Origin of the sequence: Ktedonosporobacter rubrisoli (assembly GCF_004208415.1) — a bacterium.
GTDB lineage: Bacteria > Chloroflexota > Ktedonobacteria > Ktedonobacterales > Ktedonobacteraceae > Ktedonosporobacter > Ktedonosporobacter rubrisoli.
Genome location: NZ_CP035758.1, coordinates 1,910,711 through 1,924,544, shown reverse-complemented (window position 1 = coordinate 1,924,544; position 13,834 = coordinate 1,910,711). Strand labels below are relative to the sequence as shown.

10 protein-coding genes are annotated in these 13,834 nt (G+C 54.3%); 7 read left to right on the top strand and 3 right to left on the bottom strand.

The window, feature by feature from the left end:
- Positions 1 to 42 precede the first annotated feature (42 nt).
- A complete protein-coding gene (locus EPA93_RS08885) occupies positions 43 to 1,266 on the bottom strand; it encodes a S41 family peptidase (RefSeq protein WP_129886712.1) in 1,224 nt (407 codons plus the stop codon).
- 338 nt (positions 1,267 to 1,604) lie between these two features.
- On the opposite strand from EPA93_RS08885, the gene EPA93_RS08880 reads away from it, so the two are divergent.
- From EPA93_RS08880 to EPA93_RS08870, 3 genes are all read left to right on the top strand, one after another.
- On the top strand, positions 1,605 to 4,697 hold the full coding sequence (locus EPA93_RS08880) for a winged helix-turn-helix domain-containing protein (protein ID WP_129886711.1): 3,093 nt from the start codon (positions 1,605 to 1,607) through the stop codon (positions 4,695 to 4,697).
- A 131-nt stretch (positions 4,698 to 4,828) separates the two neighbouring features.
- Positions 4,829 to 6,094, top strand: a complete 1,266-nt coding sequence (locus tag EPA93_RS08875; RefSeq protein ID WP_129886710.1) for an MFS transporter — start codon at positions 4,829 to 4,831, stop codon at positions 6,092 to 6,094.
- Positions 6,095 to 6,205: 111 nt separating this feature from the next.
- A complete protein-coding gene (locus EPA93_RS08870; protein ID WP_207229483.1) occupies positions 6,206 to 7,711 on the top strand; it encodes an FAD-dependent monooxygenase in 1,506 nt (501 codons plus the stop codon).
- A gap of 214 nt (positions 7,712 to 7,925) precedes the next feature.
- Here EPA93_RS08870 and EPA93_RS08865 read toward each other — a convergent pair whose 3' ends face one another.
- Complete coding sequence (locus EPA93_RS08865) at positions 7,926 to 9,686, bottom strand: peptide ABC transporter substrate-binding protein (RefSeq protein WP_129886709.1); 1,761 nt, start codon at positions 9,684 to 9,686, stop codon at positions 7,926 to 7,928.
- Between the two features lie 107 nt (positions 9,687 to 9,793).
- Positions 9,794 to 10,648 (bottom strand): class I SAM-dependent methyltransferase, encoded by an 855-nt coding sequence (locus tag EPA93_RS08860; RefSeq protein WP_129886708.1) that lies wholly within the window; start codon positions 10,646 to 10,648, stop codon positions 9,794 to 9,796.
- Positions 10,649 to 10,949: 301 nt separating this feature from the next.
- On the opposite strand from EPA93_RS08860, the gene EPA93_RS08855 reads away from it, so the two are divergent.
- From EPA93_RS08855 to EPA93_RS08840, 4 genes are read left to right on the top strand one after another with little or no spacing between them, the layout of a single operon-like run.
- Positions 10,950 to 11,558: a hypothetical protein gene (locus EPA93_RS08855; protein WP_129886707.1), complete on the top strand. Its 609-nt coding sequence runs from the start codon at positions 10,950 to 10,952 to the stop codon at positions 11,556 to 11,558.
- Between the two features lie 45 nt (positions 11,559 to 11,603).
- Complete coding sequence (locus EPA93_RS08850; RefSeq protein WP_129886706.1) at positions 11,604 to 12,695, top strand: methyltransferase; 1,092 nt, start codon at positions 11,604 to 11,606, stop codon at positions 12,693 to 12,695.
- Positions 12,692 to 13,351: a hypothetical protein gene (locus tag EPA93_RS08845; protein ID WP_129886705.1), complete on the top strand. Its 660-nt coding sequence runs from the start codon at positions 12,692 to 12,694 to the stop codon at positions 13,349 to 13,351. Before EPA93_RS08850 ends, EPA93_RS08845 begins: the two co-directional genes overlap by 4 nt.
- On the top strand, positions 13,326 to 13,772 hold the full coding sequence (locus tag EPA93_RS08840) for a hypothetical protein (RefSeq protein ID WP_129886704.1): 447 nt from the start codon (positions 13,326 to 13,328) through the stop codon (positions 13,770 to 13,772). Before EPA93_RS08845 ends, EPA93_RS08840 begins: the two co-directional genes overlap by 26 nt.
- Positions 13,773 to 13,834 lie beyond the last annotated feature (62 nt).

Below are 13,834 nucleotides of genomic sequence, written 5' to 3'. Positions count from 1 at the left end.
AAGCATGACATCGTGTCAGGGTCAAGGCAGGTTTGGCAATATTTATTGTTGTTGCAGCCACTTCAAGGCTTCCAGTACCACCAGATCCTGATCAGTCTCAAGCTGCGACCAATCAAGAGGCACCTCTTGATCTGGGACCAGAGAACCATCATAACTCACGCCATTGCGATCAACATCAAGTGCTGTGGTCAATTGAAGCATAGCGCCATCGGGCAGCTTAAAACCCTGATTGGCTGTCGGTAGACCAGCCGTTGGCTCACCAAAGCTACGCGTACGCGGGCGCCCCCGAAAAGCTACGGCCAGGGCTTCCCCGGAACTGATAGTATTTTCGCTTGTCAGGACGGCAACAGGCGGCATAGCTTGTTTAAGCTGATAGGGGTTCGTTACGCGAGCCGCTACCCATCTGCCCGCGCGCGCCTGCCCTCGTTGATAAAGCCAGGGAACACGGCTGCCGCCTGCATGCACAAAAGATCCTACCTTGCCTTCTCCCAGGATCGGGCCTACTCCGGCCAGCATTGGCCACATATCCCCGCCTGTATTGCGCCGTAGATCGATAATCCAGCCAGTCAGTGTGTAATTCTTGTCGAGCTCTTGCAACGCACGTTGAGCCGTCTGGGCATAGATCTCGCCATCGTTGCCAAGGAAGGATGGCAGCTCAAGCAAGCCTATGTGCTCGTGAAGAATTCTCGCGGTGGGCAAGCGATTGGAGTAGAAAGGTGAAGCTTCTAACGAAACCGTTCTGCTCTCCTGCTGAGAACGCGGTTGCAGTTCTACGAGCAGAGAAGGGCTATTATATACCCTGGACAGATTTTCTTGACTTAACGGCTCACCGTCAAGGCTGATGATACGATCTCCTACATCAATAGATGCCTTTCCTGCTGGACTTTCTGGCAAAACTTCGATTACAACACCATCGTTAGAAAGCAGTAGTCCCATCCCCAGCATCTTTCCCTGCCCTAATTGCTGACTTTGCTCAGGAGTGAGGAAGAGACTATGATGATCACCTAACTGGCTAAGAGCCCACTTAATCGTCTCGTAGGTCTCGGCTGGCGAACTCGCGTGCTCTATTCTCTTCCTGGCTTCTGTATATAGCTTGTTCCAGTCAACCTGATCACTCTTGACGGCATACCAGCGCATATAGCGCAACGCATTATTGAGATAGCGGGCTGCCCCACGCCGGGTATTGGCTACTCTTCCTGGGAAGAGGAAGGCGCGCAAATGCGCCAGAAACTCAACCGCTGACGTGGCTCGCCTCTTCTTCTGCATGCTAGATCACCTTTACTATTTCTATCTGAGCACCTTTTCAACTTTTTGCTCAACCTGGCAAGGTCTAATTTGCACCACAAATCGGCATAGCCAGGAAGTTCTTCAATATCTACGACGCTAATCAATTTCTGGTTAGATATGTGCCTGTACGAGATGCCTCATCCTGGCGCCCAGCTCATGAAGCCTTAAAGTTGCAGTGTGGCCCTTTGTAGCGATAACACGGGACGTTGCAAAAGCCCTGTCCAACCGTTGGGGAGCACTTGCCTTTTGCTATCCAGCAGCATATAATCATCCTAGCAATTGTTGGGGAGCAAAAAAGAGAGGAGAGATCTCTAGCGATGCCAAAGAGTGCGCAGTATACAGTGAGTTGGCGGCCAGAGCAGGCACAGTATTGTCTCGTGGGGCCAGAAGACACAGCGCTGCACCCGTTCTCGCCGGAGGGAGAGGACTGGCAGGCGTGGCTTGGGGAGCACCGCACGTTTGCTTTTCATGGTCGCGCCGGACAAATCAATCTGTTGAAGGAGAAGCGCGCACGGGGCAGCGAGGGCTACTGGTATGCCTACCGCAGGCACGGAGAGAGGATGGTCAAGCGCTACGCTGGCCGGAGCGTGCAGTTGAATCTTGAGCGATTGGAGGAAGTAGCGGCGCTATTGGCACACGAGGAGGAGCATAAAGCGGTCCCGCGTACTGCACAATTCGAGCCGTTGTTAATGCCCAAGCTTCAACTGCCGCCTCTTCAGAGATCGCTGCTCCCGCGCCAACATTTGTTGGACCTGCTGGATAAAAGCCTGGAGTATAAAGTTACGCTCGTCGCCGGGCCTGCTGGTTATGGAAAAACCACGCTGCTGAATCAATGGATTGCGGCGCGGGGCGCGCGTGCTGATTTTCCACCGGTTGCCTGTATCACCCTTGACGAGGGCGACAACGAGCCAATTCGCTTCTGGCGCTATATAATCGCTGCCTGTCAGCGCTTTCGCCCGGGCTCTGGCAAAGAGGCGCTGGAACTGCTGCTTGCGCAGCGGCTTCCGCCCTTTAAGCCTCTGGACATGGTACCTACGCTTCTGCTCAATGAGTTAAGTCAGCTTGAGCGCCCTGGCATACTGATTCTTGATGATTTTCATGTGATCAATGCAGCGGCGGTGGCTGAAGCATTCAGCTTTTTCATTGAGCACTTACCAGCCTCCTTGCATGTGATCATCCTTACGCGTGGCGATACCCCGTTTCCTGTGGCTCGCCTGCGAGCGCGCAACGAACTGCTGGACATCTATCCTCAGTACCTGGGCTTTTCCTTAGAGGAGACAGGTGCTTTCTTTGAGCAGGAGCTGGCCTGTACGCTCTCGCCAAGCATCCTGCGTCAGATTCACGAGCGTTTGGAGGGCTGGCCTGCCGGCTTGCGCCTGCTAGCGCGGGCACTGCATCATCCCAATAGAAAGTCGGAGGTCGAGCAGGTATTGGAGACTTTCGCTAACAGCCATGGGAGCGTACGAGAATATTTTCTCAATGAGGTGCTGCACATATTGCCAGAGGAACAGCGAATATTTCTGCTGCAAACCAGCATCTTGCCCCGGATGACTGCCGGGCTTTGCGACGCGGTAACCAATCGAACAAATAGCGCACAACTCCTCGCTTCTCTGCGCGAGAGCGATCTTTTTTTGATCCCACTCGACGAGACGGGGACGTGGACGCGCTACCTCGCGCTTTTTGCAGGTGCTATGCAGCAGGAGGCCAGGGTGTACCTGGGAGATGAGCAGTTGTGCGAGATCTCGGCACGGGCCAGCACCTGGTATGAGGCGCATGGATTGCTTGCCGAGGCTACCGAGACCGCGCTGAATGCTGCCAACTTTCCGCGTGCAGCTAGCCTGATCGAGCGATTGATTGAGCATGTATGGCAGGATAACGCGCTAGCTCAGTCCGAGTGGTATGGCCTGCAGAGCTTTCTAGAACGACTGCCGCAAGCAGAGCTTGAGCGCAGCCCGAAGCTCTGTTTGTCCTACGCCATGACCTTCCTCTTCAAACAAATGGATACGCCGGTAGCTGCGCGAGGAAACAAGCATATACAATTCCTGCTTCAGGCGGCAGAGCAGCAGTGGCGCGATGCTAACAACACCGCCCGGTTAGCCGAAGTATTCGCTTTTCGGGCCCTGCTGGCCCATCAGCAGGGAAGAATACTTCAGGCAGTGACCTGGGCCAGGCAGGCGCTTCACTGGCTGCCCCAGGATGCGCTGACCTGGCGTAATCTGACCCTGACCACGGTGGTAGTTGGTGAGGTCTTTGACGGGAATCTGACGTATGCTCTTGAGCTTGCTCGTGAAGCGCTACGACTCAGCGAACTGCAAGACAATCAGTTCTCTTTACGTGCAGCTGGAGGGATACTGGGCGGGGTATATCTTGAGCAAGGGGAACTTCACTACGCTGCCGAGCAGTTTCGCCAGATAGAGGCCGAGGCCAGGGCGCAGGAGGATCGTGATGATATTGCCCATATGCAGTTGGGATTGACTCAGATTGAGTATCAATGGAACCAGTTGGATGCTACAGAGCAAGCCGCGCGTGAGATGTTGGAGATAGGGGAGCAGCTAAACGTTGAAGAGTTTCAGGCGCTGGCTACGGCTCGTCTGGCGCTCGTTGAGCACGCCAAGGGCCAGAGCACACAGGCCCAGCAGCGCTTGACAGCCTGGCTGGCACACCATCAAACGCCCGCCTCACCTCATGATCACCAGCTTTTGCGTGAAGTGCAGGCCACGCTGGCGCGTATCCAGCTCGCATATGGTGATCTTGCCGCTGTGGAACGTTGGTTTGCCGAGATCGAGCGGCGTGAAGAGATTCTGCCTCGGCTGCAACGCCAGCGCGAACAAATACTCTATGCGCGCCTCCTCCTGGCACGGGGAGAAGTCTTGGCGGCGCGCGAACTACTTGAGCATTTGCGCACCTCTGCTTTACAGACGAATCATATATACCTGAGCATGCAGATCCAGGTAGTGCTCATTTTAGCCTTGCTCCGGCAGGGGGCGCAGGCGGATGCTCGCCAGCAACTGCGCGAACTGCTGGCAGCGGCGCGAAGCTCGGGCTATCTACGACTTTTCCTCGACGAAGGTGAAGAACTGGCCGATCTGCTGCACAAGCTCTTGCCTCATCTGCGCGAAAAGGCCCTGGCCGCCTATGCGCAGCGTATTCTGCATGCCTTCGCCGGTGAAAGGAACTCGCCGGATCAGCAAGCCACACCAGCCTCTCATCGCCTGCTGGAACCTCTAAGCCCGCAGGAACAGAAGGTTTTGCGCCTGCTAGCGGCGGGCAACTCTAATCCGGCGATCGCCCGCGAGCTGGTGGTCTCGGTCAATACTGTGCGCACGCAAGTGCAGAGCATTTATCGCAAGCTCAACGTCAATAATCGCGTCGAGGCCAGTACCATGGCCGCTCAATTAGAACTCCTTTAGGGAAATACTACAAAACAGCCTCGAAATCATCCACTTAATCATGCACATGAGCGATGCTGACTCGTCCGTCTGATCTGTATGCTAGGGACATAGTAAATCGCTAACACAGAAGCCAGATTGGAGTTGTATGCATGGGCGCATCTGTATCAGATCAGTTGGACAGAGCTAATAAGCCGGGCAGCAAGGCGATGATTTTTCTTATCGTCCTGGCTTTTTTAAATACGGTGGGTATGACCATTGCTAATCCTGTCGTTCCTTTTATGACTCAACAACATTTGAGTAATCCCAATGACCTGGCGTTGACAGTAGCCTTGATGATTTCGCTCTATGGCATCTGTCAATTGCTGGCCTCACCTGTCCTGGGCCTGTTGAGCGACAGCTTTGGCCGTCGCCCTGTCCTTTTCGTCTGCCTTATCGGCTCTGCTTTGGGCTATCTGCTCTTTGGTCTGGCAGGAGCGCTCTGGCTGCTCTTTGTTGGTCGTATTATTGACGGCCTGACCGGTGGCAATGTCAGCGTGCTTTTCGCTTATATCGCGGATACCACCAGGCCGGAGGAGCGTGGTAAGTACTTTGGCATCATTGGTGGGGTTTCGGGACTTGGCGTTATCATTGGCCCCAGTGTAGGTGGCTTACTGGCTGGTCTTAACTATAGCGCCCCCTTTATCGCGGCTGCCGCTGTCTGCACACTTTCGCTGCTCTGGGGCATTTTCTTCCTTCCGGAAAGTTTGCCCCGCAGCCAGCGGGTGATCTCAATCAATGTCAGCGATCTAAACCCTCTGAAACAGCTTGGCTCGCTATTCCGTGTGGCTCATTTGCGCTGGCTTCTCCTGGCCTTTTTCTTCTACTTTCTGCCTTTCGCACATCTGATTGCCAATCTTGCCATTCTTCTAAAAGATGGTTTGGGCTGGAATGCCGCCGAAGCGGGCCTGGCGTCATCGATTATAGGTGTGATTGATATCCTGGTACAAGGCGTGCTGGTGGGCTTGCTCTTGCCAATCTTTGGCAACGTGAAGCTGGGTAACTGGTCGCTGGCCCTGGTAGGTATCAGCTACGTTCTCCTTGGGATCATGGCCTTGACTAACTCACCCATCCTGTTAATTGCCGGCGGGGTCCTTTTTGCTGGAGCCAGCGGACTTGTCGAGAACTCTCTGCGCGGTTTGACCTCAAGCATGGCCAGCGCCAACCAGCAGGGAGTGATCAGTGGTGCCAGCCAGTCTATGGAATCGCTAGCGATGATTGTTGGTCCTTTGCTTGGTGGCTGGCTGTATAGCTCGGCTGGTCATGCTGTGCCTTACCTGTGTGGAACTGTGATCATTGTCCTGGCGATTGTCTCTGTTCTTCGGGCTGTTGCGGCCCGTCCAGCCTCTATTGCTCCAGCCAAAGCTGAAGCGGCGTAAATCGAGCCAGCCCTCAGCTAACAAAAATTTTAGGGCTTAGAGCAATCTGTTCTATATAAGAAGCGTTTATAGCTACAAGTAATAAGCATTCGAAAGGAAAATCCAATGTCTATGAGAAAAGAATACCAGATGTCGATAAAGATGGACTATGACGTGCTAGTGGTAGGAGCCGGGCCGGTCGGCCTAATGCTTGCTACGGAGCTGAAGTTGGCAGGGGTCCGGGTGGTGGTCGTCGAACGCCTGACGGAGCCCGACACGGCGCTCAAGGCGGGGGGAATCAATACAGCCTCGGTCGAAGCCTTTGAGCGGCGCGGCTTGCTCCCTGCGTTGAAGGCTGTGGCGGGGCCACCCTTCGTCGGCGCCGGGCACTTCGGTGGGCTTCATGTCCCAGCAGGCCCCGTCGATAAGGAGGAGCCCAGCCTGCGCGGCCGTGGCCCGGCCTGGTACATGACCATCCCTCAGATCGAGGTGGAGCGGATACTCGGTGAGCGCGCGGCAGAGCTAGGCATTGAGGTCTGGCGCGGGGTTGAGGTTCGTGGTTTCGACGCAGAGGAGGCCAGTGTCACCGTTCACCTACAAGGCAGAGACGACGTGCGTGTAGCGTGGCTCGTCGGCTGCGATGGGGGCCGCAGCCCGGTTCGCCACCAAGCGGGCTTCGAGTTCCCCGGCACGGACCCGGTGATGACGGCCCGTCAGGCAATAGCTACCGTGGAGGGAGCGGAGCACCTGGGACGCGGCTGGCAGTACACTCCCACCGGCGTCTACGTCTACGGCCCGATGCCCGGATGGGTTCGCACCTTCGAGTTTGATGGCCCCCCGATGGACCGGGAGGCACCGGTCACTGCTGCCGAGATGGAGGCAAGTTTGCGGCGCGTCAGCGGTGCCGACGTTCGCGTGACCGAGGTCACCAGAGGCGCGCGCTTCACTGACAACGCGCGGCAGGCGGCAACCTATCGGCGCGGTCGCGTGTTGCTCTGTGGCGACGCCGCCCACGTGCACTCCCCGTTTAGCGGTCAGGGCCTAAATCTGGGACTTGGCGATGCTGTCAATCTGGGCTGGAAGCTCGGCGCCACCGTGCAGGGATGGGCGCCCGAGGGCCTGCTCGACACCTACACCAGCGAACGGCACCCTATCGGCGCCTGGGTGCTCGATTGGACACGCGCACAGGTAGCTGTGATGCGCGGCGACACCTACAGCCGAGCTCTCAGGAGCGTTGTCAGCGATTTCCTCGGCACACGGGACGGGGCTACCTACTATGTGAAGCGGATCTCAGGTCTATGGCAGCACTACGACCTGGGGAACAGTCATCCGCTTGTCGGCGCGACGATGCCCGCTCTCCGGCTAGACGACGGCACACGGCTCTCCGACTACACCCATGAAGGCCAGTCCTTGCTCGTCGATCTTGCCGGGGATGACAGGCTGGCAGCCCTGGCCAGGGCCTATGCTGGGCGCCTGAAGCTGGTGCAGGGAAGTTCGGAGGGCGCCGGGGTGAGTGGCTTGTTGGTACGTCCCGATGGATTTGTAGCGTGGGCTTCGGACGACGGCACCAGTGACTCCGCCGGCCTGGCCGCCGCCCTGACGCGCTGGTTGGGGGACGAGACGGGTCGCTCCAACTAATCTCTTGGGGACCTGCGCAGGCACCTGGATGCGACAATGCTCCCGGTGCCTGCTCGGGTCCCGTTCGGACCGGGCGTGGCCGGTTCCCCGACTACGCGGTAGCTACTGCGGGACAGATAAATTAGTTTTTTTGGAAAAGTAGTATCACCTTCCTCACTCGTCAGAAGTCTTTCCTAAAGATGGCAAGTATTCTTCAGTTTTGTGAGTAAGAAAGCTATTGATACTGACTGCTATCGACACAGTTGGGATCATTTGAGATATAGACCTTGCTCCAATCATCGGAAGGGATCAGGTTAAACGAGTTGTCGATAACCCCAACGACGCACGATTTGAGCACATAGTTGCTGACCTGCTGGTATTTCGGCACCCAGGCTACCTCATTGATCAACTGCTGCTCAATCTGGTGATATTGCTGCAGACGTTCGCTCGCATTGGCGTTCACATCGGCAGCATCCATCAAGCGCTGATTTGCCTGTTGAGCAGCGATATCGCTTGATTGATTGTCGCCGTAGTTCCAGCGATTTCTTGCTGCTCCCTTGTCAAAGAGGAGCGAGAGAAAATCCTGCGGATCGGGATAGTCGGCAATCCAGTCAGCGAACCACATTTGCAGGCTCTGTGGATTGGTCTTGGCCGAGTTAGCGATGACGGTAAAGGCATTACCATCGCTCACATCGTTAATCTTGACATTGACTCCCAAGGCCGTCTGCCACATCTGCTGGAGCGCTGCCGCCTCATTGCGCACCTCGTCTGAACCCTCGCTGGCGAGCAGCAGGCTAATTGGGGGCAGCGAGGATGGCGTGTAGCCGGCTTCTTTCAGGCCTTCCGTAAAAAGTTGCCTGGCCTTCGCCGGATCGCCCCTTGTATCTTTTACGCCGGTGGGTCCGGTGAGATCAGGATTATAGCCAGGCATGCCCTGCGGCACAATATGATTCGTCGCGATGACGCTATCTTTGTAGATATTGTGCGCGATCTCATCCTTATTTACGGCAAGCGCAAAAGCCTGGCGAATCTTGATGTTATCAAATGGCTTAGCCTTATAGTTCATGGTCAGGTATTCGATCCACAGTTGTGGAACCGAATGGAACTGCTTACCGGGCAAAGTTCTGGCCTGGACAATCTGCGTCGTTGGCACAGGAGCCATATCAACGCGATTTACCTGATAGTCCTTATAGAGGGTATCTTTCTGGGCGTAGAAGGGCATGACAACTTTCTTGAGCTGTGGCCTGGCCCCATAATAGTTCTGATTTGGGACAAATTCGATGCGCTTGCCACGTTCGTACTTTGCCACCTTCCAGGGTCCGTTGCCTCCAATCCCCTCGGCCAAGTGGTCGGCAAAATTATTGCCATATTTATCTATCATGCTCTTTTCGACGACATCAGCGCAGGCATAGGTCAATGTATAGAGGAAATATGCCGCAGGCTGACGCGCGAGAATAACCACAGTCTGATCGTCTGGTGTTTGCAAGCTATCGTTGATAAGGGTCTTAAGCTTGCCGTCCTGCAGCTTATCGGCATCTTTGATGAGTTTGAGATAATAATAGGCAGTGCTTGACTTGAGCGCTGGCTGCAGAGCTCGATCTATGCTATAGACGACATCGTGCGAGGTCAGGGGCGTTCCATCGCTAAACTTAAGATTCGGTTTGAGCTTAAAGGTCCAGGTCAACCCATCCGCAGCGACCGCATGCGAGGCCGCAAGCTGATCATGGATCTGCATCTTGTCATCAATCGAGACCAGCCCGGTAAAAACCATGCTGATCGCGCTCACTGAATTATTATCGTAAGCCAGGGCAGGATCAAAAGTGAGCAGATCAGTATAACCGGCCAGCGGATAAATATAAATCTGTTTGTTGGCAGAAGCTTTGCCCTGTCCGCTCTGCTGGCTCGTGCTCTGCGAGCCCTGGCAGGCTGTGAGCAGAAACGCAAGCAGGCAAAATAAGGAAGAGAAAAGCTTGACCCAATTCTTTTCAAGGCGCATATGGCCATTCTCCTTCGCAGGACCAGGAATGGAGAGGAAATAGCTTTTATGTATATCCATTCCTGGTTTTCTATTTTATGTTCATTAAAACTCATGGACAAATCGAATTATTCCCTCCAAGATCGAGGCTCACTTCTGGTAGCATAGAGCACGATATAACCCGGAGTATGGGCATACTTTTCAGCCTGATGCTGCTTCGCAACAGTTGCATCTAAAGCTGGTTCAAGCACTTTTTGGAGCACACAGCCTGCCTGAATGATATCGTTGAGATAGGTGCTGAGTGGACGATGAATAAGATGGCCATAGCGCTGCTTGAGCGCATACTCATGAAAATAATTTGTCTCTGTTGCGCCCTCTTGCCAGAATGAGGCCAGTTCTTCAAAGCAGGGATGCAATAGCGAAATGATCAGGCCCCCATTATTTTTGAGAGAAGCCACGCAGTTATGCAGCGCTGGCAGATAGTCAGGAATGTCCATAAAGACCATATTGGCAATCACATAGTCAAAGCTCGCAGGAGCAAGCTCAAAGAGCGAGAGATCTTTCTGTAAATAGTTGATCCCCAGGCGTTCTGTTTGCTCACGCTGCAGCGCATAGCGGTACCAGGATTCGGCAGGCTCTATCCCCGTAACGCGTGCTCCCATTCTAGCCAGGATACGTGAGAGATAACCCTGTCCGCAACCAGCATCAAGGATAGCTTTGCCCTCTATCCTTGCCCGTATCTGCACAAGCAGATCTGGCTCTTCACCCCGGCTTTGCTCCTCTCTTAGTGAAGGGAGCAGGCGTTGAACATTTGCGGATAGCGCTGCCGGGTTTACCGCTCCCGCAGTCAGTAAGCTAAAAATTGCCGGATTCAGAAGATGCTGACGCGTCAAATCTCCCTCATCGCCAAAGGCGCTAACAAGCGCTGATGGCACGTTGGAGAAGGCCCGAATGTTGTCTGTATTACTAGGCTTTGTCATCATGTCTCAACTCTCTTTTTTAGAGAACTATAGCATATCTCAGGGTTGTTCCGCCCTCGATCGTCCAAACAAAGCAACCGAGCGACGAAATGTAAAAGAGGTAATTTACTATGAAGATTACATTAAGATTCTTAACTTTTGCAAATAATATCTGCTACACTTGTTGCGGAATCAAGCTGACGCTGATAAAGTATAGGAGAGATGAATTAAGATATATACATGTATAGATATCATCCCCTGCTTCCCCGGCAATATCACTAGACAAGAGGAGAAAGGTTACTACATATTTTAGAGAAAGGAAGCTATGGAACGACAGGGAGAGCAAGGCACTCTGCTTACGCTTGACATGGTATTACTCGTCCTTCGCGCAAATCGGCAAACCTGTCAGGTCAGGGCAGAGGTCTCCCTTGCCCAGTTGGCAACGGCAATGGGCAAGAGAAAGGCGGAAAGAGGGAAAGAGCATGTCATGGGCCTCATTGAATTGCGCCTCCAGGATGGGCAGGTAGCTACAGCTTTTGTGTATGATCCGGCGGGACAAACGCTAGCTGCAGGCGAATCCGCCCTGGGCGTGGCCCGGCGCTGTGGCGTGCTTTCATGGATAGTTCGTCCGCTACCATCCACTGATAAATTACCCGCGCCCCTTCCTCCTGGAGAGCCACGCGAGGGAAGGAAAGAGGAGCAATCTTTCTCTTCTCAAAGGCCTCCAGCCTTCCCTCCTCGTCGCACAAATCTAGCCTACAACGGTATTGATACACTCCCTCGCAAACATCGGCAGGTCCTGTTGCTTATCGATGGAAAGCGGGGAATGGATGAACTATGTCGCATTCTCAATTGTACACCAGATCAGCTCAACGCCATCTGTGAGGACCTACGCGCCTGGCAACTTATCAAGTTTCCTCAGAATCCCCGCTAAGAGGCGTTGCGCTCCTTGATTATGTAATAAGGAGGACTATTCATCATGCAGCCAAGTTCTCAGGATCAAGCAAGCCCTCTCTTTCCCATTCTTTCTCGCAGCAGTTTCGAGGCGCCCGATCCCCTGGCGCTAAGCCTGCAAATAGGACTTATGGTTACCAGTGCGGTTTCTGCGGCAGTTCAGTTACACCTGCCAGAATATCTTGAACAACCCAAAACTGTTGAAGAGCTGGCCCAGGAGACCAATACTCACGCGCCCTCGCTCTATTTACTCCTCCGGGCCCTGGCCGGAATCGGTATTTTTACCGAGCTCGATGAAAAACAGCATATCTTTGGCCATACGGATCGTTCACGGCTGTTATTGCCCGAGGCTACCGCCAACCTGGTTCGGCTCTGGGGAGCCGATTACCAATGGGACAGTTGGCGCGATCTAGCCCATACCATCAAGACCGGCAAGCCAGCGATGACCAGGAGCTATGGAGATGACATGACGCTCTGGAGCTATCTCGATGCCCATCCTGAGCAACGCCAGGAGTTCCAGGAAGGGCTGGCTGCCAACGCACGCCTCGTCATTCCTGCAATTCTTGATGCCTACGATTTTTCCACAGTCCAGCACTTTGTAGACATCGGCGGAGGACATGGCGCGCTGGCAGAGAGCGTTCTGTCTCGCTATCAACAGATGCGGGCAACCCTTTTCGATCGCGCTCAGATCATCGAACAGGTTCAGCGAAACAAGCTGCCCAAACTTACACCCGATCTTACTGCACGCTATGCTCAGGCTGCCGGGAGCTTTTTTGAGGAAATACCTGCCGGCGATTGTTATGCGCTCAAAAACGTTTTGATGGACTGGGGAGATGAAGAATATTTACGCATCTTGCGTGCCTGCCAGAAGACGCTTGAGCCTTCTGGCACCCTGCTGATTATAGAGCCGGTCCTCAGCGATGAGACCCCTTTCACCAAGTTCTTTAGCCTGCAAATGGCAATGATGATGCATGCAGCGCGCCACCGCAACCTTGAAGAGCATAAGGCTCTCCTGGAAAAAGCTGGCTTTACCCTGAGCCGAGCAATCCCTCTGGGGCTAGAACAGATGCTATTGGAATGCAAGATTTCCAGAGCACGGAAGGATGGAGACTTATGAGCAGAAACCCGGAAACCTCCCTACGGGATCAAGCTAACGCCAATGCGCCACTGGCCCCAACATTTTTGCAGAGAGAAGAATTTGCGGCTCCGCCCCTGCTTGCCTGGTGGTATCGGCTGTTCGCCCCAACGCCACCAACAGGCAGGTTGGTTTCGTTACGTGAGCGCGAGCTGATTCGCCGTGGGCGTCTGGCCAGCATTATTCTTGCTGTTCAGCTGCTCCTGATCGAGCTGCCGGTTATCCCTGTCGTTTTACACGCACCAAATGGGCCGATAGTCTTGCCCTGGCTGGCCGGCTGTATTCTGGCCTTGCTGGCTGCTTTCTTTTTCAATCGCCGTGGCCATCTGTTGATAGCAGGCATATTGATGGTGGGAAGCATCGAGGTTACCATGATCGTGAAGATCCTCACGATTCCTGGTGGGATTAGCGTCTTTTATCTTCCCCAGTTTGACATCCTGATTCAGCCTATTCTCATCGCGGTGGCCTTGCTGGCTCCCTGGAGCGCCTTCGCGGTTGCGGGCTTTAACATCTGCTTTATCATCGGCGCTCTTACTGTGGGCCCACACGCTCACGACCTGGCCCAGGCCCGTCATGGCCCAGATTCTTACAGCTTTCTTTGGCTGGATCATTGTGAGAAATCTATTGGAAGCCCTTAAACAGGCTGACCAGGCCGAGCAAATCGCCGCGCTCGAATATTCGCTGGCCGAGAATAGGAGGCAAGCGGAGTTGCGCAGCCAGCAATTGGAAGAAGGCGTCAATGCGGTTGTCACTACTATTCAACGAGTCTCCAATAAAGAGGCAAGTGCACGCGTCGATCTACCTACCAGTCATGAACTCTGGCCAGTGGGACAGCAGATCAATCGCTTCCTTGATCGTTATTTGAAAACGCGTGGGGCCGAAGAGGAATTGGAGAGGACCAGGCAAGCAATCATGGAGTTCGCTAACGAGCTCTACCAGGTTGGCCCACACCGTCCTTTCCGTCTCCCACCACGTCGTAACACGGCCATGGATGCAGTCATCATCGCCCTCTCAGGTCTCAAGGAGAAAGGGACCGAACCGCACGCACCGCTATCTTGACAACAACCTTTTCCTGACTAGTCTTGTCAGGGCCGCCTCCTGGCTGAGGTAGCAGAGGTGGC

What these genes read in the sequence shown, in the direction of transcription:
- EPA93_RS08885 (WP_129886712.1), bottom strand. Translation starts at nt 1,266, where the DNA reads ATGCAGAAGAAGAGGCGAGCCACGTCAGCGGTTGAGTTTCTGGCGCAT.
- EPA93_RS08880 (WP_129886711.1), top strand. Translation starts at nt 1,605, where the DNA reads ATGCCAAAGAGTGCGCAGTATACAGTGAGTTGGCGGCCAGAGCAGGCA.
- EPA93_RS08875 (WP_129886710.1), top strand. Translation starts at nt 4,829, where the DNA reads ATGGGCGCATCTGTATCAGATCAGTTGGACAGAGCTAATAAGCCGGGC.
- EPA93_RS08870 (WP_207229483.1), top strand. Translation starts at nt 6,206, where the DNA reads ATGAGAAAAGAATACCAGATGTCGATAAAGATGGACTATGACGTGCTA.
- EPA93_RS08865 (WP_129886709.1), bottom strand. Translation starts at nt 9,686, where the DNA reads ATGCGCCTTGAAAAGAATTGGGTCAAGCTTTTCTCTTCCTTATTTTGC.
- EPA93_RS08860 (WP_129886708.1), bottom strand. Translation starts at nt 10,648, where the DNA reads ATGATGACAAAGCCTAGTAATACAGACAACATTCGGGCCTTCTCCAAC.
- EPA93_RS08855 (WP_129886707.1), top strand. Translation starts at nt 10,950, where the DNA reads ATGGAACGACAGGGAGAGCAAGGCACTCTGCTTACGCTTGACATGGTA.
- EPA93_RS08850 (WP_129886706.1), top strand. Translation starts at nt 11,604, where the DNA reads ATGCAGCCAAGTTCTCAGGATCAAGCAAGCCCTCTCTTTCCCATTCTT.
- EPA93_RS08845 (WP_129886705.1), top strand. Translation starts at nt 12,692, where the DNA reads ATGAGCAGAAACCCGGAAACCTCCCTACGGGATCAAGCTAACGCCAAT.